Below are 20,227 nucleotides of genomic sequence, written 5' to 3' on the forward strand. Positions count from 1 at the left end.
CCCGTGTCCACGGCGTCCGAACCCCACCTCGTCGCGGTCGTCGGCCCGACCGCCACCGGCAAGTCCGACCTCGCCATCGATCTGGCGGAACAGCTCGGCGGGGAGGTAGTCAACGCCGACGCGATGCAGCTCTACCGGGGCATGGACATCGGGACCGCGAAGGTGCCGGTCGACCAGCGTCGAGATGTCCCGCACCACCTCATCGACGTGCTCGAAGTGACGGACACGGCCTCGGTCGCCGTCTACCAACAGCAGGCACGCGCGATCGTCGAGGACTTGCTCGGCAACGGCGTCACCCCGGTCCTCGTCGGCGGCTCCGGGCTGTACGTCCAGGCCGTCGTCGACGATCTCCGGTTCCCGGGGACCGATCCCACGGTCCGCGAACGCTGGGAGCTCGAACTTCAGGAACACGGAGCCGAGGCGTTGCACCGACGCCTCGGCGAACTCGACCCGGCGGCCGCGGTGGCGATCCTGCCCAGCAACGGTCGACGGTTGGTCCGGGCTCTGGAGGTCATCGAGATCACCGGTGAACCGTTCTCCGCGAACCTGCCCACTCCCGGGCCGGCCCGGTACGGCGGGGTGCTCATCGGTCTCGACCGGCCGGCCGATGTGCTCGACGAGCGCGTGGACGCACGCGTGACGCGGATGTTCGACTCCGGTCTTGTCGAGGAGGTGCGTCGCCTCGAGAAGTGCGGTCTGCGCCACGGCCGGACCGCGTCCCGTGCGCTGGGGTATCAGCAGGTGCTGGACGAGTTCGACGGCTCACAGGACATGGCCGACGCCGCAGCGGCGACCGCACGCGCGACCCGCCGGTTCGTGCGCAAACAGCGCTCCTGGTTCCGCCGGGACCAGCGCATCCACTGGTTCGACGCGGGAAGCGCCGACCTCCTGGCCGACGTGTCCGCGGTGCTGGAACCGTAGACTCGGAACCGTGCACGAGCCGATCAGCGACCCGCCCGCCGGTCCCCGCTATGCGAAAGGACACGGCACGGAGAACGATTTCGTCCTTCTGCCCGATCCGGACGGCGAACTCAAGCTCACCGGTGCCCGAGTTCGTGCCCTCTGCGACCGCAGGCGCGGCCTGGGCGCAGACGGTGTCCTCCGGGTGGTCCGGGCCGGTGGTCTCGACGAGGAACTTCCTGGCGGGACCAACCCGGACACCTGGTTCATGGACTATCGCAACGCGGACGGGTCCGTGGCCGAGATGTGCGGGAACGGTGTCCGTGTCTTCGCGCGCTACCTCGTCGAGACCGGCCTCGCCGCACGCGGAGACCTGCCCGTCGGAACTCGGGCGGGCGTGCGCGCCACCCACGTGCACGACGACGGCCGCGTCACCGTCGATATGGGGCCGGTGACCGCGCACGGTCTCTCCACCACACGCGCCGACGGCCATGAATTCTCCGGTCTCGTCATCGACGTCGGCAACCCTCACCTCGCCTGTGTCACCGAGCTCGACGTACGGACGCTGGAGATCACCGCCGCACCGACGCACGACCCGGCCGTCTTTCCCCACGGCGTGAATGTGGAGTTCGTGCAGCCAGTGGGTCCGGACCGGGTGCGGATGCGAGTGCACGAACGCGGGGTCGGCGAGACCCGCTCGTGTGGTACCGGCACCGTCGCGGCGACCCTCGCCGGTCTCCGTGCAGCGGGGGCCGACACCGGGCTGCGAACCGTCGAGGTTCCCGGCGGCACGGTGGAGGTCGAGGTCACTCCCACCACGAGCACCCTGACGGGCCCCGCCGTACTCGTCGCGCACGGCAGGCTCGATGCGGACTGGTGGGAGCGTTACGAAAGCGACTGAGCGGCGTGTCCGCTCTTGTCGAGGATGAAAACGACTCGCTCGGCGTGGATACTGGTACCCGATATGAGAAATCCTGTGACACGTACCGCCGAACTCGATCCGGTCGAGGCCGCGGAATTCGACGCCCTGCTTGCCGAGGACACCCCTTCCACCGAAGAACCGTCGACGGGGGAGATGCAGCTCGCCGACCGGGCTTCGTTGCGGCGGGTGTCCGGGCTCTCCACCGAACTCACGGACGTCACCGAGGTGGAGGTCCGCCGCCTGCGCCTCGAACGGGTGGTTCTGGTCGGTGTGTGGACCGAGGGAAGCGCGGCTCGTTCGGAAGAGTCGCTGACCGAACTCGCACGGCTCGCCGAAACGGCCGGATCGGAGGTCCTGGAAGGGCTCGTCCAGCGCCGCGACCGTCCCGACCCGGCCACGTACGTCGGCGCGGGCAAGGTGCGCGAACTCCGTGACGTCGTCGCCTCCACCGGAGCGGACACCGTCATCTGCGACGGTGAGCTCTCACCCGGCCAGCTGCGACAGCTGGAGGACAAGCTCAAGGTCAAGGTGGTCGACCGGACCGCGTTGATTCTCGACATCTTCGCCCAGCACGCCAGCTCCAAGGAAGGCAAGGCGCAGGTCGAACTCGCCCAGCTCCAGTACTACCTCCCACGGTTGCGCGGGTGGGGCGACAAGATGTCTCGGCAGGCGGGCGGCCGCGCCGGCGGCGCCGGCGGCGGTGTCGGCACCCGCGGTCCCGGTGAAACCAAGCTGGAGACCGACCGCAGGCGCATCCACAAACGGATCACCAAGCTCCGCAAGGAGCTGGCGGCAATGCGCACCGTGCGCGAGACCAAGCGCGGGCGTCGTGCGGCCAACGCGGTCCCCGCGGTCGCCATCGCGGGCTACACCAACGCCGGGAAGTCGAGCCTGCTCAATGCCCTTACCCGGGCGGGTGTGCTCGTCGAGAACTCCCTGTTCGCGACCCTCGACCCGACCACGCGGCGAGCGCGGACGCCGGACAATCGCGACTACACGCTGACCGACACCGTCGGGTTCGTCCGCCATCTGCCACACCAGATCGTCGAGGCCTTTCGCTCGACGCTGGAGGAGGTCACCGGCGCCGACCTGCTGGTGCACGTGGTCGACGGCGCCGAGCTGGCCCCTCACGACCAGGTGTCGGCGGTGCGCGACGTACTCAAGGACATCGCGTCCGAACACGACGAGGCCATGCCGCCCGAGCTGCTCGTGGTGAACAAGATCGACGCCGTCGACGCCACCCGGGTCGCCGAACTCCGTCGGCTGCTGCCGGAAGCGGTGTTCGTCTCGGCCCACAGTGGTAAGGGAATCGAGGGGCTCCGCGAGATCATCGCCGACCGGATACCGCGGCCGGATGTGTTCGTCGACGCCCTCGTCCCGTACACGCGAGGCGAACTCGTCGCCCGAGCACACGCGGAGGGTGAGGTCATCGACGAGGACCACACCGCGGAGGGCACGCGACTCCGGGCGAAGGTACGTGCGGAACTGGCGGGGGCGCTGAAGCCGTTCACGGGCACCGGGTGAGACTGGCGCGACGGTTCGGCGCGGTGGTGACCGCGCTGACGCTCGGCGTGGCGTGGCAGTGGATTGCCGCGCCGAGTGGAGCCGCGCAGCCACCGCCGCCGGAGTTTCCCCCGCCGAGCGCGATGTGTACGGTCACCGACCCAAGCTTGGACGAACTCTCGGGACTGGACTCGGACGGGGAGTCGTGGTTCGTCACCGGCGACGGAGGAACGTCGCTGTCGGTCGCAATGCTGGATCCGAGAGACTGTTCGGTGCGCGACGAGCGGACGGCACCGGCGGACCCGTACGACGTGGAAGACCTGGCGCTCGGCGCCGACGGCGAGGTGTGGCTCGCGGATACCGGTGACAACCAGCGCAAACGGGAGACCGCTGCGGTGCATGTGCTGTATCCGGACGGGCGGAGCGCCCTACACCGACTCACGTATCCCGATGGTCCGCACGATGCGGAAGCGATGCTGCTCGACGGTCGCGGCGTGCCCCACGTCGTCACGAAGGAACCGCTCGGCGAAGCTGGCGTGTATCGGCCCGCAGAACCGCTGGTCGACGGGGAGACCGTGCCCTTGGAGCGGGTCGGGTCCGTGCGGCTCGGCCCGACCACCACCCCCGGTGGGCCGGTAGAGGGCAGCATCGCCAGCGCTGTCGTGACTGGTGGAGCGGTCAGCGCGGATGGACGGACCGTTGCTTTGCGGACTTACACGGATGCGTACGTCTTTCCTGCCCCCGAGGGCGACGTCGTCGCTGCGCTGGCTCGCCGGCCACTCCGGGTTCCGTTGCCTGACGAGCCCCAAGGAGAGGCTGTGGCGTTCGAACCCGACGGCGCACTGTTGTCGGCCTCGGAAGGATCGCAACCAGTGCGCATGGTGCCGGGAGTCGAGCAGGCAGCCTCCGGCGAGGCGGGGCCACCGTCGGATGCGACAGGGGACGAGGAACCGCCTCCCGCAGAGCACGCCGGTGAACCGGAATCAAACGCGAACACGACGGGACAAAATCTCGCCATCGCTGCGGTGTTCGCCGCTCTGATCATGTATTTCGGCGGCAAGCTCGCCCGATTGAGGTCGTGATTCGCCGGTCGATCCGCCGCGCGTCGACGGGCGTCAGAGTCGGCGCAGGACCGCGACGACTTTGCCCAGTACGGTCGCCTCGTCGCCCAGGATCGGCTCGAACGCCTCGTTGTGCGGCATGAGCCAGACGTGGTCGGAAGTGCGCTTGAACGTTTTGACCGTCGCCTCTCCGTCGATCATCGCCGCGACCACATCGCCGTTGTCGGCTTCCGGCTGCTGGCGGACGGTGACCCAGTCGCCGTCGTTGATCCCGAGGTCGATCATGGAGTCGCCGACCACCTGCAACAGGAACAACGTCCCCTCGCCGACGAGTTCCTTGGGAAGCGGGAAGACGTCTTCGATCGCCTCCTCGGCGAGGATCGGTCCGCCCGCGGCGATACGGCCCACGACCGGAACGTAGGCCGCCTCCGGCCGCGCTTTCGCGTCCGCTTCGTCCGCCTCCTCGACGAGCACGCCGACCGTGCGGGGCCGGTGCGGGTCGCGACGCAGGAAACCTTTCCGTTCCAGCACCCGGAGCTGGTACGCGACTGAGGAGGTCGAGGTGAGGCCGACCGCGTCGCCGATCTCCCGGACGCTGGGCGGATATCCGCGTTGCCTCATCCACGCGCGGATCGCTTCGAGTACGCGGCTCTGGCGTTCGCTCAGTCCGTCTGCGAAGGCGGCCTGGCCGGTCGTGTCGGCCCTTGCTTCCTCGGTCGGCGCGTTCGCCGACTCCGTCGAAGCCACCGTCTCAGCCACCTCAGCCTCCTGCCGGCGCGTCGCGCCTCGTTGTGCGTGCGGTTCCACAGTAGACGGCGATCGACCGCGGATCAAACACCTGTTCGAGCTAATTTCCGCCGACACCTGGTGCTGTCGGTGCCGTCTGGTACACAATCGCACAGAGGTTCGATCGAACTGGTATTCGATCAAGATCGACACGCGTGACACCCGTTCGCGTGGTCCTGGGTATGGAGGAGGCGACATGACGGCCAACGTGGAGACTCGGGCGCGGGCCGAACTCGGGCAGTCGGCGGCGGATAAGCCGCGTGCCGCGGCGGCCGAGCGGGGGCGCCTCCAACTCCGAACGTCGGCCGCTCGCGGGTCGGATGCGGGCGCTGCCGCGGGCCTGTCGGGACCGGCCGGTCCGCGAATGTCGGAAAGGCGACGGGCGTCGTCTCGGACGACCAGCGTGTCGAGGGGCAGGAGGGCGGTTCGCGCGAGAGCGCCCTTGACGCCTGCGACGCTTCGTCATTCGGTGTGGTTTACGGGTGCTGCGGCGTCAGGGGGCGGCGTCGGGGACGCGTCGGTGGTGCGCGGCGGGCGCGAGTCTCAGTGGGACGAGGGTGAACGTGCGCCTCGGCGACGGGCAGTGACACGCTGCCGGCGCTACAGCCACGGGCTTCGGGGAGAATGCTCCCGCGGAGAAGGGCTCGTGTGGCTAGTCGCGGTTGCGGCGTGCACGTTCCTCGTCGTCGTGGTCGCGGGGTTCGTCGGAATCTCGGGCGGGGCTGTCGCTCTGCCAAGTCCCACCACCGTCGTCCAGGTGGAACCGGGCGACACGCTGTGGGGATTGGCGAATAGGCACGCCCCGCACGCGGACACTGCCGCGGTGGTGCGACGAATGGTCGAGATGAATGGACTGGAAGGGTCGGTCGCCCGACCCGGCGAGTCGCTCATCGTTCCTTCGGCCTGAGAAGCCTGTCTGTGTTCTTGTTGTGATGCCCGTCAGGGCATGGTCTTGCGTGTTCAGCCCGAGCACGGTGAGAAGCTCCGGTGTTCCAGGTTGTCGCTCGCAAGGCCGGGGCCGCCGCTGCGTACGTGCTGGTACTCGAGGCGACCCCAACGCCGCGAGCGGCAAGCTGGGACGCGGGTAGGTGACCACCACCGCAGACCACAGACACCTTCTAACACTGAGAACGCATGTGGAACTGGGGTGGGTGGTGCGGTACCGACACCCGCAGTGCACGCCTGACTGCGTTGTGGTCCTCTTGGGTGCCACCGTATACGCGGCGGGATCCCCTGCCTTGCGAGGCACGAACTCCAATGCCGGAGCCCCTCACGCTGCCGCGGCTGCTCACGTATGAGGCGTGCCTTACGGGCGCACATGTCAGTTCCCACATGCACTCTGAGTCGCAGCCGAGGATGGGATCCGACGGTTGACGCAGATCAGCGACCTTCGGTCGGTGCGATCACGCGACATCGCCGTGTCGGTTTGCCAAGCAGTACTCGCAGGCTTAGAGTTGACCACAACATCTAGTAGTTACGTCGTTGTGTTTCCTCCACAGCTTGGGCCTGCATCGTGTTCGGTGTGTGATCGTCGTGGTGCGTTGCGGATCTGTCGGTGGTCTGAGTGACTATGTCCTGACGGCGGGAATTCAGGGGGACGTCACCCGCGTTGGCGAGGGCGTCAGAAGGGGGCGATCGTGCGGTGTCCGTTCTGCCGCGGCGAGGACTCGCGGGTGGTCGACTCGCGAGAGATCGACGAGGGGCAGGCGATCCGTCGGCGCCGATCCTGTTCCGCCTGCGGGCGACGGTTCACCACCGTGGAGGAGGTCGTGCTCTCGGTGGTCAAACGATCCGGGGTCACGGAGTCGTTCAGCAGGGACAAGGTGGTCCGCGGTGTCCGTCGAGCCTGCCAAGGGCGCCCTGTCGAAGAGGATGCGCTGCAGCAGTTGGCGCACAAGGTCGAGGATTCGGTGCGCTCGCAAGGGGTAGCCGAACTCCAGAGCCACGAAGTCGGCTTGGCCATCCTCGGTCCGCTCCGCGAGCTCGACGAGGTCGCCTACCTGCGGTTCGCCAGCGTCTACCGCGCCTTCTCCTCGGTCGAGGACTTCGAGCGGGAGATTCGGGATCTGCGTGCGGCAGACGTGTTAGTCGAGCCGGACGAAACGGTGGGCAGCGGTGAGTAGGAAACGACGACGGTCGTCTCGGGGCGGAGCGGGCACACGGCGACGCGCGGTCCGCCGGGCGTGGAGAGCGAACGACGACCAGATGGGACCGAACCGGACGGGGAGCCCGGACGGGGGAAAGGCACGAGCGAGCGAGGAAGAGGGTCAGGTCATGACAGAGACCGTCGGCAGTCCGGTCGGGGCCGCAGGGGAGTCGGGCTCGGGTGCCCGCGAAGGACTCCGGGTCGAGCGGGTGTTCACCACGGCAGGAGTGCACCCGTACGACGAGGTGGGCTGGGAGCGCCGGGACGTCGTGATGACGAACTGGCGAGACGGCACCGTCAATTTCGAGCAGCGCGGCGTGGAGTTCCCCGATTCCTGGTCGCTGAACGCTGTCAATATCGTGACCAGCAAGTACTTCCGTGGCGCAGTGGGCACCGAGGAGCGTGAGAGCAGCTTGCGCCAGTTGATCGACCGCGTCGTCAAGACGTATGTCGGTGCCGGCGTCGAGCAGGGCTACTTCGCCACCGACGCGGACGCGGAGGTCTTCGAGCACGAGCTGACCTGGATGCTGCTGCACCAGGTGTTCAGCTTCAACTCGCCGGTGTGGTTCAACGTCGGCACGACGTCGAAGCAGCAGGTCTCGGCATGCTTCATCCTGTCGGTCGACGACACGATGGAGTCCATCCTGGACTGGTACAAGGAAGAAGGCCTGATCTTCAAGGGAGGCTCGGGGTCGGGTCTGAACCTGTCCCGTATCCGGTCGTCGAAGGAGCTGCTCTCCTCGGGCGGGACGGCCTCCGGTCCCGTGTCGTTCATGCGCGGTGCCGACGCCTCTGCGGGCACCATCAAGTCCGGTGGGGCGACGCGGCGTGCGGCGAAGATGGTCGTGCTGGACATCGACCACCCGGACGTCGACGAGTTCATCGAGACCAAGTCCCAGGAAGAGCACAAGATTCGCGCTCTGCGGGACGCCGGATTCGACGTCGACCTCGGTGGTGCCGACATCGCCTCGGTGCAGTACCAGAACGCGAACAACTCGATCCGGGTCTCCGACGAGTTCATGCGCGCGGTCGAGAGCGACGGCGAGTTCGGTATGCGTGCGCGGACCGACGGCTCTGTCGTCGAGACCGTGCGTGCTCGCGACCTGTTTCGCAAGATGGCGCGAGCGGCGTGGGAGTGCGCCGATCCCGGAATTCAGTACGACGGAACCATCAACGACTGGCACACCAGTCCCGAGACCGGGCGTATCACCGCGTCGAACCCGTGCAGTGAGTACATGCACCTGGACAACTCCAGCTGCAACTTGGCTTCGCTGAACTTGATGAAGTTCCTGCGCGACGATCAGACCTTCGACGCTGAGGTCTTCCAGAAGGCCGTTGAGTTCGTGATCACCGCGATGGACATCTCGATCTGTTTCGCGGACTTCCCGACCGAGTCGATCGGGGACACCACTCGCCGGTTCCGGCAGCTCGGGATCGGGTACGCGAACCTGGGTGCACTGCTCATGGCGACCGGGCACGCGTACGACTCGGATGGCGGCCGTGCGCTCGCGGCGGCCGTCACCTCGCTGATGACCGGCACCGCGTACAAGCGCTCCGCCGAGATGGCCGGTGCGGTCGGAGCCTACGATGGCTACGCGCGCAACGCCGACGGCCACCGTCGGGTGATGCGCAAGCACGCGGCGGCCAACGACCTGGTGCGGACCTACCACCACAACGATGTCGCGGTACACCGGCAAGCCACGCAGGTGTGGCAGGACTGCCTTGAGATCGGTGACCGCAACGGCTGGCGTAACGCGCAGGCCTCGGTGCTGGCCCCGACGGGGACCATCGGCCTGATGATGGATTGCGACACCACGGGTATCGAACCGGACCTGGCGTTGGTCAAGTTCAAGAAGCTCGTCGGTGGCGGGTCGATGCAGATCGTCAACCAGACCGTCCCGCGCGCGCTGCACTCGCTGGGGTACCAGGAGGAGCAGGTGGAGGCGGTGGTCGAGTACATCGCCGAACACGGGCACGTCATCGACGCACCGGGTCTGCGTCCGGAGCACTACGACGTCTTCGACTGTGCGATGGGCGAACGCTCCATCGCGCCGATGGGGCACGTACGGATGATGGCGGCCGCGCAGCCGTTCCTGTCCGGTGCGATCTCCAAGACGGTGAACATGCCGGAGTCAGCCAGCATCGCCGACGTCGAGGAGATCTACTTCGAGGGCTGGCGACTGGGCCTGAAGGCGCTCGCGATCTACCGGGACAACTGCAAGGTCGGCCAGCCCTTGTCGGCGGGTAAGGGCGAGACGAAGTCCGCGGAGTCGACCTCCGACAAGCAGGTCGACAAGCCGGTCGAGTACAAGCCGATCCGCAAACGGCTGCCGAAGAAGCGCCCGAGCGAGACGATCTCGTTCACCGTCGGCGGAGCCGAGGGCTACCTGCACGCCGGGTCGTACCCAGATGACGGGCTCGGTGAGATCTTCGTCAAGCTCGGCAAGCAGGGCTCGACGCTCGCCGGTGTGATGGACGCTTTCTCGATGTCGATCTCGGTGGGTCTGCAGTACGGGATTCCGCTGGAGTTCTACATCTCGAAGTTCCAGAACCTGAGGTTCGAGCCCGCGGGTATGACCGACGACCCGGACGTGCGGATGGCCAGTAGCGTCCTCGACTATCTCTTCCGCAGGCTGGCGTTGGACTACCTGCCCTACGAGAAGCGTGCCCAGCTGGGCATCTTCACGATCGAGGAGCGCAACGCGCAGGTCAACGGGGACTATCCCTCGGACGACGTGGATCTCGACACCATGCGGTCGACGGTCGAGTCGCGTTCTGCGAGTGCCCCCGCCGAACGCGAGGAAGAACAGGACGTCGACACGCACGTCGGCAGCTCGACCGAGCTGCTGGAGCTGCGTCTGGGCAAGGCGGCCGACGCGCCGTTGTGCATGACCTGCGGGACGAAGATGCGGCCTTCGGGGTCCTGCTACCTGTGCGAGGGTTGCGGCGCTACCTCGGGGTGCAGCTGATTCGACGGCGCGGTTCTGCGCCGCTGACCGGCGGGGAGGGTGGCTTCAGGCCGCCCTCCCCGCGTTTTGTCCGGCCAGGTCGACGGTGAGGCCGATGGCGTATCGGCCGTACGTGGGCCGTTCGTTCAGCCTGTGGTCGCGCGCCAGGCCGCGCGGCCGCTATGTTGCCGTTCGCGCCGTGCGGTCGGCGACCGTGTAGGCGGTCACCGCGGCCGCCGCCGCAACGGTGCACACCGAAGGCCACGCGCCGAGTTTCCTCGCCAGCGGGTGCGACACGAACAACGCAAGCCCGTAGCTGCCGCCGACCACGACGGCCGCAGCGTTGCCTGCACGCCTGCGTGCGGATTCCGTCGCCGCGAGTCCCACGCTGCCGGCGACGAGACCGCTGAGGTGTTGATGGCGGAACACCCTCGTGACGGCGAATCCGCCGATGAGGCCCGCACCGGTGATCAAGCTGATCGGGATGCGCTGCATGAGACTCCTCGTGTCGCGTCGTTCGCGGCGACTGTACGGGTGTGTCGGCGACTGCGTCTTTCTCGTCGCGGCCCTCCGTTCCCACGAGCGGGAGGCGAGAGTTCGCCGACGGATTGACTGCCCAGCTCCCGATCGCGAGGCTGAGCGAGTCCACCCTTGTGCACTGCGAGTACGCCATGAGGCGCGTTCGTCCTGTCCTGCTGGCCGCTGTACTCGTGTTGCCGTTGGCCGCGCAGCCTGGTTCGGCGGTACCGACGTCGGCGACCGAGCCGGTGCACCCGGTCTTCGAGAACGGTGAGGCCCAGCCGGTGTTCGACGCGAGCCGGGCGGTGCACGAGGAGGTGTGGGTCGGCGCCGACGTCGACAGTGACGGTGACGGCCATGACGACAAGGTTCACGTCGAGGTGGTGCGGCCGAAGGAGTCCACCGAGGGCCTCGAGGTTCCGGTGGTCTTCCAGGCCAGTCCGTACTTCTCCGGAGGCAACGACGTCCCGAATCACGGCGTCGATCACGAGTTGTACGTCCCGGAAGGACAGACCGCACGGCAAGCCTCGGGCGACGAGCGCCTCGCAGTGGCCGGTCAGCGCGCCGCCCGATCGCGATGGCAGTACGAAAGGTACTTCCTCGAGCGCGGCTATGCGGTCGTGTATGGAGAGTCGCTCGGCACCGGCCTGTCCACCGGATGTCCGACGACGGGCGCGGAGAACGAGACTCTCGGTGCGAAGTCGGTCGTGGACTGGCTGAACGGTCGCGCCTTCGCCGCTGACCAGCAGGGTCGACCGGTCGAGGCGAAATGGTCGACCGGCAAGGTCGGGATGATGGGTGTGTCCTACAACGGGACCTTGCTGAACGCTGTCGCCGGCACCGGAGTGGAAGGTTTGGAGGCGATCGTGCCGATCGCGGCGATCTCCAATTGGTACGACTACTACCGGACCGATGGTGCCGTCGTCGCCCCTGGCGATTTCCAGGGCGAGGACGCGGACGTGCTCGCGAAGTACGTGTACACCCGTCAGGACCGCGAGGTCTGCAAGCCCGTGATCGACGGCATCAGCCGCCATCAGGACCGTGTGACCGGCGACTATTCTCCGTTCTGGGACGAGCGCAACTATCTCGACGACGCACGCGACGTGCGGGCGGCAACCCTGGTGGTCCACGGACTGAACGACTGGAACGTGAAGACCAGGCAGGCCGCGCAGTGGTACGAGGCGCTCAAGGCGCACCACGTACCGCACAAGATCTGGTGGCATCAGCAAGGGCACCAGGACCCGCTCGGGATCGGCGGCCAGCAGTGGCAGCGCACCCTGAACCGTTGGTTCACCCGGTACCTCTACGACCACGAGAACGGCGTGGAGCACGAGCCCAGGTCGACGATCCAGCGTGAGGACGGGAGATTCGTGGAGGAGGCGGACTGGCCTGCTCCGCACGCCGAGGACGTGACGTTGCACCCTTCGCCTGGTGGCGCGGAGCGAGGGGGACTGGGCGACAAGCCAGGATCCGGGGTCGAGACCTTCAGCGATGACGCGACGAAACCGGTGCGGGAGCTCGCGGCGGCCGGAGCTTCTCCGCATCGGCTCACGTACCTCACCGCGCCCGTGGCCGAACCGAGCCGGATGAGCGGCACTGTCGTCGCCGATCTCGCGCTCAGTGTCGATAGTCCGGCTGCGAACGTGACCGCCGCGCTCGTCGACGTCGCGCCGGACGGCTCCACTTCGGTCGTCACGCGGGGCTGGACCGATCCGCAGAACCGTGACTCGCTCGGCGAGACGACGCCGATCGAACCGGGAACGACGTATCCGGTTCAGGTCGAGATGCAGCCCGACGACTACGTGCTCCAGGCAGAACACCGGTGGGGTGTGGTCGTGCTGTCGAGCGACCACGAGCACACGATCCGCCCGAAGTCGGGTACCGGTCTGGCACTGGACCTGGCAGCGTCCCGGTTTCATCTGCCGCTCGTGGGGTGACCGGCTGCGCCGGCCTTTACCGGACCTTGGCCTTCGGCGGCGAACGTGATGTCCGTCGTTGTTCGAGAAGAAGGTGAGTGCGCATGGCACACCAATTCGGTCCCGTGCCGCGGAAGTGGTTCGCCGCCACCCTGATGGTGTCGGTTCTCGGTGTGGTGGGCGCACCCGGCGTTGCCGCTGAGCCGTGGGATGGCGATTCCCACACCCGAGCGGCACCACCGTTTCAGCTGCCGTTCCCGTGCGGGCAAGACTGGGTGGGCGCGACCTACACCGACCACAACCCGCCGAACTCGGTGGACTTCAACCGGGCGGACGACCTGGGGGATCCGGTTCTGGCTGCTGCGGCGGGCACGGTGAGCCGGGTCGAGAACGAGGGCGACACCAGCTACGGCCGGTGGATCGAGATCGATCACGGCCAAGGTTGGACCACCCGGTACGCGCACCTGTCCAGACAGACGGTGTCCGAGGGAGACGAAGTCGCCGGTGGCGGGCGTATCGGCGATCTCGGAAACACCGGTGGCTCGACTGGTCCGCACCTGCACTTCGAGCAGCGTGCGAACGGCGCAGCCGTGAAGGCGCGGTTCGACGGGAAGCAGGCGCACTACTGGGGCAAGAAGACGTACACAAGTCGGAGCGCGTGCTGATCGGAGCTCACCGAGCCGGGCGTCCAATGCGTTGACGGCCAGCGTGCGAGCGAGCCTTCGGGACGGCAGGACGACCGTCGTACGCTTCGGTCGCTCAAGTCGAACTCGCGGGTAGTCGAGGCCCGATGGCGTGACCCTCGACCGAGGATGAAATCCACTCGACTCGGTGTCCTCCTTTCGCGCGCCCCTGGGGATTAGCGCCGAAGTTGTCCACAGGGGACGCAGTTGTCCCCAGATCTCCATACGACCCTGGTCGGCCCTGGCCACGGGCGCAGAACGTGGAGTCATGACCACGTCACTGCGCACCACCACCGTCTCCCTGTCGGAGCCGTCCGAAACCCTCGCTGCGGTTCCCTATCTCTTGGGGTTCTGCCCGAGCGAGTCCCTGGTCCTCTTGTCGGTCGGCTCCGCCGATGCGAGGCCGAAGCTCGAACTGACGGTCCGACTGGACCTTCCCGAGCACGGCGCGTATCGAGCCTTGCTCGACTACATCGTGCGTGGACCTGTGCTTCAGCGGCGGACAGAGGGACTGGTCGTGGTCGTCGTCGGCGGGACTGGGGCGAGTCCGCCGGCTGGCCGCGGGACAGTTGAGGTCGAACTCGACGATGCCCCGGACGTTTGGGCCGAAAGTGCACCCGAGACACCGGATCTGCCGCACCAGGACTTCGTCGAAGAGCTGCAACGGAGTCTGACGATGCGGGGCATCGAGGTGCTGCACGGATTGTGGACCGAGGAAATTCGCGCCGGAGAACCGTGGGAGTGCTACCGCGACGCCGACTGCCACGGGACGATTCCGGACCCGAAAGCCTCGGCGCTCGCCGCCACGCTCGCGGCCGCGGGAACCGTGACCTACTCCAGCCGGGAGGAACTCCAGGCGCTGTTGACACCGGAGAACGGGGACCTGCTTTCGGAGCGGGCGGCGCGGTTGGACCTGTTGCACGAAGAACGGGAATTGAACGCGGTCGACGTGCATTCCGACCTCGCCACGGTATTCGGGGCGATCCGGCGCACCGCGGAAGCGTCGGCGCTGACCGAAGACGATCACGTGCGAGTCCTGTGCGCACTCGCGGACACGCGCGTACGTGACGTCGTCCTCGGTACCACGTTGGAGACGACGGCACGTGCCGCGGAGGAGCTGTGGATCACGCTGCTCCGAAAGGCGCCCGAGCCGGAACTCGCCGACGTGGCCGCACTACTCGCGTTCTCGGCTTACGTGCGCGGGGACGGGGCACTGGCCGGTGTCGCGCTCGAACGCATCGAGGCCACCCGCCCGGAGCATGCGCTCGGACAACTCTTGCGGCAGGCGCTGGATGCGGCGCTGCCTCCCGTCGAACTCGCCGCCGTGGCGCGGGAGGCCTCCGCCGATGCGCGGGTACTCATCGACGAGGAGGGATCTTGGTGACCGCGCGCGTCATGCCCTGCGCGAGCTCATTGGCCGTGCTGCCTGCGAGCGAACTCCCACGCGTCGGAGACGATCTCGTCGAGGCCGGTGCGCCGAGGCTGCCAGCCGAGATCGGTGCGTGCCGCAGCACTGGACGCGACCAGTTCGGCGGGATCCCCCGGACGCCGTTGCGCCACGGACGCGGGAATGGCGTGGCCCGTGATGCGACGGCACGCGTCGATCACTTCCCGTACCGAGAAGCCCGTACCGTTGCCGAGGTTGTACACCCGATGCGCTCCGGGAACGGCGTTCTCGAGCGCCAGCAGGTGCGCGTCGGCGAGGTCGGTGACGTGGATGTAGTCGCGCACGCACGTTCCGTCCCTGGTCGGCCAGTCCTCGCCGAAGATCCGGATGTGTTCGCGTTGGCCGAACGCCACCTGCAGGACGAGCGGAATCAAGTGGGTCTCCGTCGTGTGCCGTTCCCCGAACGGCCCGTGCGCCCCGGCGACGTTGAAGTAGCGGAGACTGACGCCGCCGAGGCCGTAGGCAGTGGCGTACGAAGCGATCGCGTGGTCGATCGCGAGCTTGGTGGCGCCGTAGGTGTTACTCGGACGGGTCGGTGCGTTCTCGGTGATCGAACCCGAGTCCGGCTCCCCGTAGGTCGCGGCCGTGGAGGAGAACACGAGTCGCGCAACGCGGTGCTCACGCATCGCCTCCAGCAGCCGCAGCGAGGTCACGACGTTGCCTTGCCAGTACTTGTGCGGGTCCTCCATCGACTCGCCGACCAGCGACTTCGCCGCGAAATGCAGAACGCCGTCGACGCCGTCGGCGAGCAGTGGCCCGACCACCTCCGTGAGTTCGCCTTCGACGAACGTGCACCCGTCCGGAACCGCGTCGGCATGGCCGGTCGAGAGGTCGTCGACGACGACGACGTCGTGTCCGGACTCCACCAGACGTGCCGCGCATACACTGCCGACGTAGCCGGCGCCGCCGGTCACCACGAGCTTCACCGGAACACTGCCTTTCGGTCGAGGTCGACGCACGCGACCGGGACGTCCGGACACGCACCGGTCACTGTAGAGGGTGTACGGCGTGAGCTGCGTCTGCGGTTCCGTGGCGGCCTACACCTGATCGGCGCCGTCCTCCGCGCGACCACTGAGAGGGCAGTGTGGAACGGGAGTGAGTGGGTCCGGTACCGCCGTCCCCAGTTCGCGCCTCGCGGCGTTGGGCTCCTCTTGAGCACCAGGAGTACGAGGCGGGAATCCCTGCCTTGCGAGGCACGAGCTCCGAACCGCGGAGCACCTCACCGTGCCGCGGTGGTCCCGTAGGACCGTGCCCTACGGGAACAAACGCCAGTTCCCAAATGCACTCTGAGCGACGTCATCGATCGCGGCCGGCGCCGGCGGCGGGAACTCCGACGAACATGCGTGGAGACGGAAAATGATGCTTGGCGAACGCGGAGTCCACCGCGGACTCCACCGTGGAACGGTCCTGTGTCCGCACGAGCGCGATGGCGGACCCACCGAAGCCTCCGCCGGTCATGCGTGCTCCGAGCGCGCCTGCCGCGAGGGCGGCGTCGACGGTCACGTCGAGCTCCGGAGACGAGACCCTGTAGTCATCGCGCAAACTCGCGTGCGAGGCGCTCAGCAGCGGCCCGATCTCGGCGATCTTCTCCGACCGCAGAACCTGAACGGTGCGCAGCACGCGGTCGTTCTCGGTGACGACGTGCCGGACCAGCGGCAGGAGGTCCGGCGGGAGCCGATCGTCGAGCCGGTCCAGCTCGCCGACACCCACGTCGCGGAGCGCGTTCACGCCGAGCAACTCGGCGGCGCGTTCGCACCCCTCGCGACGTGCGCGATACCCGGACTCGCTGTGCGAGTGGCTTGCGCGCGTGTCGACGACGAGCAGTTCCAGGTCTTCGGACGCGGTATCGAACGGGATCTGTTCGGTGGCACCGGTGCGGACGTCGAAGAACAGTCCGTGCGCCGCGGTGCACGCCAGCGAGGCCGTCTGGTCGAGCACACCTGTCGGCGCACCGGCGAAGTCGTTCTCGGCGCGCTGGGCCCATCGCGCGATCTCCGGCAGCGAAGGGCCGTCCGGTCCGTCCTGCGGACGTCCGGCCACGTCGAGCAGGGCGAGCGCGACCGCGCACTCCACAGCGGCCGAGGACGACAGTCCGGCGCCGGTCGGCACCTCACTGCTGATGAGCACCTCGGCGCCGGGAACCGAGACTCCGGCTTCGCGCAGCGACCACGCCACGCCTGCAGGATAGGTCAGCCACCCTTCGACGAGACCGGGTGCGAGATCGTCGATCGCCAATGGGTCGCCGTGGTCGACGGTGCCGTTGCGCAGCGTCGCGATGCGGAGTGCACCGTCCGTTCTCGACCGCACCGCGACGGCGATGCGCATCGGCAGCGCGAACGGCAGCACGAACCCGTCGTTGTAGTCGGTGTGCTCGCCGATGAGGTTCACTCGCCCCGGCGCCGACCACACGGCGTCGGGCGGGCGACCGAACGTCTCGGTGAACGTGGCCTCCGCGGCGTCCGCGACGGTCACAGGGCGCGCACCAGGACGGCGTGCGCGATCGACGGGGACAGCCGAGTCGTGCCCTTGGCGCCGCGGACTTCGATCGGTGTCCCACTGCCCGAGACCGGTGCGATGTCGATCTCGTTTCCGGGGACCACGCCGACGTCCTTGAGGTCGGTCATGAGGTCCGGATCGAGCTGCACGTGTTCCGCGATTCGACACACCAGGGCACGGCCACCCCCACGACGGCCGATCTCGTCGACACGTTGTAGGTCCGCCTCGGCGGGCGGAGCCGGTTCCCCGACGCCGATCTCGTCCAGACCGGGGATCGGGTTACCGTACGGCGATGTCCGGGGGCTCCCGAGCAGGGTGACGAGCTTGCGTTCCACCGCCTCGCTCATCACGTGCTCCCAGCGGCACGCCTCGCTGTGCACGTGTTCCCACTCGAGGCCGATGATGTCGACGAGCAGGCGTTCGGCGAGCCGATGCTTGCGCATCACCCCGATCGCCCGGGCACGCCCGGCACCTGTCAGTTCCAGGTGCCGGTCCTCGGCCACAGCAAGCAGACCGTCGCGCTCCATCCGGGCGACGGTCTGACTGACCGTGGGTCCGCTCTGCTCGAGACGTTCGGCAATGCGGGCACGCAGCGGCACCACGCCTTCCTCTTCGAGCTCGTAGATGGTGCGCAGGTACATCTCGGTGGTATCGATGAGATCGTTCACGCCGTCTCCCCGTTGCAGTTCCCGACCCGATTTTAGTCCCCGGCGCCGACACGTGGTGAGCACGTGGTCCGCCGGACAGCACACGACGCCACGAGAGGTGAGCGATGGGCCCTGTGATCAGTACCGACGAGGCGCTGCGGCTGTTGTCGGGCGGGTCGCCCCCGGTGATGCTCGACGTCCGGTGGCGGCTGACGGGGCCGTCGGGGCGCGCGGACCATGAGGCCGGGCACCTGCCGGGTGCGGTGTTCGTGGACCTCGACAACGAGCTCGCCGATCCGGCCGGGTCCGGGGGTCGGCACCCGCTGCCCAATCCCACAGCGTTACAGGAGTCCCTGCGCGCTGCCGGGGTCTGCGCCGGACGCCCGGTGCTGGTCTACGACGCGGACAACGGCTCGGTCGCAGCCCGCGCCTGGTGGTTGTTGCGCTGGGCGGGGCACGAGCACGTGCGGGTCCTCGACGGTGGGTACGCGGCATGGGTGTCCGAGCAGCGTCCTGTCAGCACCGACCAGCCGTCGCCGGAGCGCGGCGACTTCGAGGTCGTGGGCGGGCACATGCCGGTCGTCGAACTCGACCGTGTCGGGAGTCTCGCTCGCGAGGGGACGCTCCTCGACGCGCGGGCGCCGGAGCGGTACCGGGGTGAGACGGAGCCGATCGACCCGCGTGCCGGGCATGTGCCCGGAGCGGTGAATGCGCCTTTCACCGGCCACATCGATGAGTACGGGCGTTGGCGCTCCCCCGAAGAGCTGGCGGATCGCTTCCGGGCGCTCGGTGTGGACGAGTCGAGGCCGGTCGCGGCGTACTGCGGTTCGGGTGTCACAGCGTGTTCGGTGCTGTTGGCATGGGAACAGGCCGGACTGTCGCGTGAGGGCGACCGGCCTGCGTTGTTCCCTGGCTCATGGTCGCAGTGGTCGTCCGATCCGGGACGTCCGGCGGCGACCGGCGCCGAACCGGGGTGACAGTGACGACGCGCGCCCTCGCAGCCATACGGCACGCCCCGGCGACCGGGTAGCGTCCGGGTATGGGTAACCAGTGCGCGGTGGTGTGGAGCGATGCCCTGCTCGGCTACAAGCTCGGTGACGACCATCCACTGCATCCGATTCGCCTCGACCTGACGATGCGGCTCGCACGGTCGCTCGGCGTCCTCGACGACGTCGACCTGATCCCGCCGCAGATCGCCTCCGACGAGGACCTGGAACGGGTGCACAGCCAGGAGTACCTCACGGCCGTGCGTGCGGCGCCCATGTCGGCGTGGGACGTCGGACATGGACTCGGTACACCGGACAACCCGATCTTCGACGAGATGCACGATGCGGCCGCGTTGATCGCCGGCGGATCACTGGCCGCGGCACGAGCGATCGTCGAGGGGCGCACCGCACGGGCGATCAACATCGCAGGCGGGCTGCACCACGCGATGCGGGACAACGCCGCCGGATTCTGCGTCTACAACGACTGTTCGGTCGCGATCGCGTGGATGCTGGAGCAGGGTGTCGAACGCGTCGCCTATGTGGACGTGGACGTGCATCACGGGGATGGGGTGCAAGCGGCGTTCTACGACGATCCGAGAGTGCTGACCGTGTCGATGCACCAGCATCCGATCACGCTGTGGCCGGGCACGGGCCATCCGACGGAGCTCGGTGCCCGCGGGGCCGAAGGCACCGCCGTCAACGTGCCGGTGCCGCCCGGTACCTCCGACGCGGGGTGGTTGCGGGCCTTCCACGCGGTCGTTCCTTCGGTGCTGGCGGAGTTCCGGCCGCAGGTGCTCGTCACCCAGTGCGGTGCTGACGCGCACCGGGAGGATCCGCTCGCGGATCTCGGCCTGTCGGTGGACGGCCAACGCGAGACCTACCGGGCATTGCGCGAGTTCGCCGATACCTACTCCGGTGGGAAGTGGCTGGCTCTCGGTGGTGGTGGTTATCAGTTGTTCCGTGTCGTCCCCCGCGCGTGGACACACCTGTTGGCGACCGTGCTGGATCGCGACCTCGATCCGGCCACAAGGATTCCGACGGACTGGATGGCTCACGCCCTCGGCGTGGCGGGTAACACCCCGCTGCCCACGACCATGACCGACGACGTCGACCCCTCGTTCACCGAGTGGGCGGGTGTCGCCGACTCGCCCGTGGACACGGCCATCCGCGACTGCAGGCATGCGGTGTTCCCGCTGCACGGTCTGGACCCGGCGGACCGTCGGGACTGAGCACGGACAGCGCCGCGGCCGGAGCCGATGACGCTCGC

16 protein-coding genes are annotated in these 20,227 nt (G+C 68.1%); 11 read left to right on the top strand and 5 right to left on the bottom strand.

Annotated features, from left to right (window positions below; genetic code table 11):
• Window positions 1–3: 3 nt before the first annotated feature.
• The 4 genes from miaA (at window position 4) to GIY23_RS07915 (ending at window position 4,407) form a co-directional block, all read left to right on the top strand.
• The gene (gene miaA / locus GIY23_RS07900; protein ID WP_154076050.1) at window positions 4–921 is read left to right on the top strand and encodes a tRNA (adenosine(37)-N6)-dimethylallyltransferase MiaA; all 918 of its coding nucleotides are present in this window, start codon (window positions 4–6) and stop codon (window positions 919–921) included.
• 10 nt (window positions 922–931) lie between these two features.
• On the top strand, window positions 932–1,801 hold the full coding sequence (dapF, locus tag GIY23_RS07905; protein ID WP_228717604.1) for a diaminopimelate epimerase: 870 nt from the start codon (window positions 932–934) through the stop codon (window positions 1,799–1,801).
• 174 nt (window positions 1,802–1,975) lie between these two features.
• Complete coding sequence (gene hflX, locus GIY23_RS07910; RefSeq protein ID WP_228717701.1) at window positions 1,976–3,346, top strand: GTPase HflX; 1,371 nt, start codon at window positions 1,976–1,978, stop codon at window positions 3,344–3,346.
• Window positions 3,343–4,407: an NHL repeat-containing protein gene (locus tag GIY23_RS07915; RefSeq protein ID WP_228717605.1), complete on the top strand. Its 1,065-nt coding sequence runs from the start codon at window positions 3,343–3,345 to the stop codon at window positions 4,405–4,407. Before hflX ends, GIY23_RS07915 begins: the two co-directional genes overlap by 4 nt.
• A gap of 33 nt (window positions 4,408–4,440) precedes the next feature.
• Here the strand turns inward: GIY23_RS07915 and lexA are convergent, their stop codons facing one another.
• On the bottom strand, window positions 4,441–5,145 hold the full coding sequence (gene lexA, locus GIY23_RS07920) for a transcriptional repressor LexA (protein WP_228717606.1): 705 nt from the start codon (window positions 5,143–5,145) through the stop codon (window positions 4,441–4,443).
• A gap of 1,664 nt (window positions 5,146–6,809) precedes the next feature.
• On the opposite strand from lexA, the gene nrdR reads away from it, so the two are divergent.
• Both nrdR and GIY23_RS07935 read left to right on the top strand, forming a co-directional pair.
• Complete coding sequence (gene nrdR / locus GIY23_RS07930; RefSeq protein ID WP_154076053.1) at window positions 6,810–7,295, top strand: transcriptional regulator NrdR; 486 nt, start codon at window positions 6,810–6,812, stop codon at window positions 7,293–7,295.
• 151 nt (window positions 7,296–7,446) lie between these two features.
• Window positions 7,447–10,287 (top strand): vitamin B12-dependent ribonucleotide reductase, encoded by a 2,841-nt coding sequence (locus tag GIY23_RS07935; RefSeq protein ID WP_154076054.1) that lies wholly within the window; start codon window positions 7,447–7,449, stop codon window positions 10,285–10,287.
• A gap of 159 nt (window positions 10,288–10,446) precedes the next feature.
• On the opposite strand, the gene GIY23_RS07940 is transcribed toward GIY23_RS07935, so the two are convergent.
• Window positions 10,447–10,761: a hypothetical protein gene (locus GIY23_RS07940; RefSeq protein WP_154076055.1), complete on the bottom strand. Its 315-nt coding sequence runs from the start codon at window positions 10,759–10,761 to the stop codon at window positions 10,447–10,449.
• A gap of 176 nt (window positions 10,762–10,937) precedes the next feature.
• Between GIY23_RS07940 and GIY23_RS07945 the strand changes: the two genes are divergently transcribed.
• The 3 genes from GIY23_RS07945 (at window position 10,938) to GIY23_RS07955 (ending at window position 14,768) form a co-directional block, all read left to right on the top strand.
• Entirely contained in the window at window positions 10,938–12,722 is a 1,785-nt protein-coding gene (locus GIY23_RS07945; protein ID WP_154076056.1) for a Xaa-Pro dipeptidyl-peptidase, read from the top strand.
• An 83-nt stretch (window positions 12,723–12,805) separates the two neighbouring features.
• Entirely contained in the window at window positions 12,806–13,366 is a 561-nt protein-coding gene (locus tag GIY23_RS07950) for a M23 family metallopeptidase (RefSeq protein WP_228717607.1), read from the top strand.
• Window positions 13,367–13,652: 286 nt separating this feature from the next.
• Window positions 13,653–14,768: a DUF4192 domain-containing protein gene (locus tag GIY23_RS07955; protein ID WP_154076057.1), complete on the top strand. Its 1,116-nt coding sequence runs from the start codon at window positions 13,653–13,655 to the stop codon at window positions 14,766–14,768.
• A 26-nt stretch (window positions 14,769–14,794) separates the two neighbouring features.
• On the opposite strand, the gene galE is transcribed toward GIY23_RS07955, so the two are convergent.
• The 3 genes from galE to GIY23_RS07970 all read right to left on the bottom strand — a co-directional run bounded on the left by galE (window position 14,795) and on the right by GIY23_RS07970 (window position 17,995).
• A complete protein-coding gene (gene galE / locus GIY23_RS07960) occupies window positions 14,795–15,757 on the bottom strand; it encodes a UDP-glucose 4-epimerase GalE (RefSeq protein ID WP_154076058.1) in 963 nt (320 codons plus the stop codon).
• Window positions 15,758–16,127: 370 nt separating this feature from the next.
• Window positions 16,128–17,303, bottom strand: a complete 1,176-nt coding sequence (gene galK, locus GIY23_RS07965) for a galactokinase (RefSeq protein ID WP_154076059.1) — start codon at window positions 17,301–17,303, stop codon at window positions 16,128–16,130.
• Entirely contained in the window at window positions 17,300–17,995 is a 696-nt protein-coding gene (locus GIY23_RS07970; protein WP_154076060.1) for a metal-dependent transcriptional regulator, read from the bottom strand. Before GIY23_RS07970 ends, galK begins: the two co-directional genes overlap by 4 nt.
• 104 nt (window positions 17,996–18,099) lie before the next feature.
• Between GIY23_RS07970 and GIY23_RS07975 the strand changes: the two genes are divergently transcribed.
• Both GIY23_RS07975 and GIY23_RS07980 read left to right on the top strand, forming a co-directional pair.
• Complete coding sequence (locus GIY23_RS07975) at window positions 18,100–18,951, top strand: sulfurtransferase (RefSeq protein ID WP_154076061.1); 852 nt, start codon at window positions 18,100–18,102, stop codon at window positions 18,949–18,951.
• 62 nt (window positions 18,952–19,013) lie between these two features.
• Window positions 19,014–20,189, top strand: a complete 1,176-nt coding sequence (locus GIY23_RS07980) for an acetoin utilization protein AcuC (RefSeq protein ID WP_154076062.1) — start codon at window positions 19,014–19,016, stop codon at window positions 20,187–20,189.
• Window positions 20,190–20,227: the final 38 nt, after the last annotated feature.

Origin of the sequence: Allosaccharopolyspora coralli, from assembly GCF_009664835.1 — a bacterium.
GTDB classification, from domain to species: domain Bacteria; phylum Actinomycetota; class Actinomycetes; order Mycobacteriales; family Pseudonocardiaceae; genus Allosaccharopolyspora; species Allosaccharopolyspora coralli.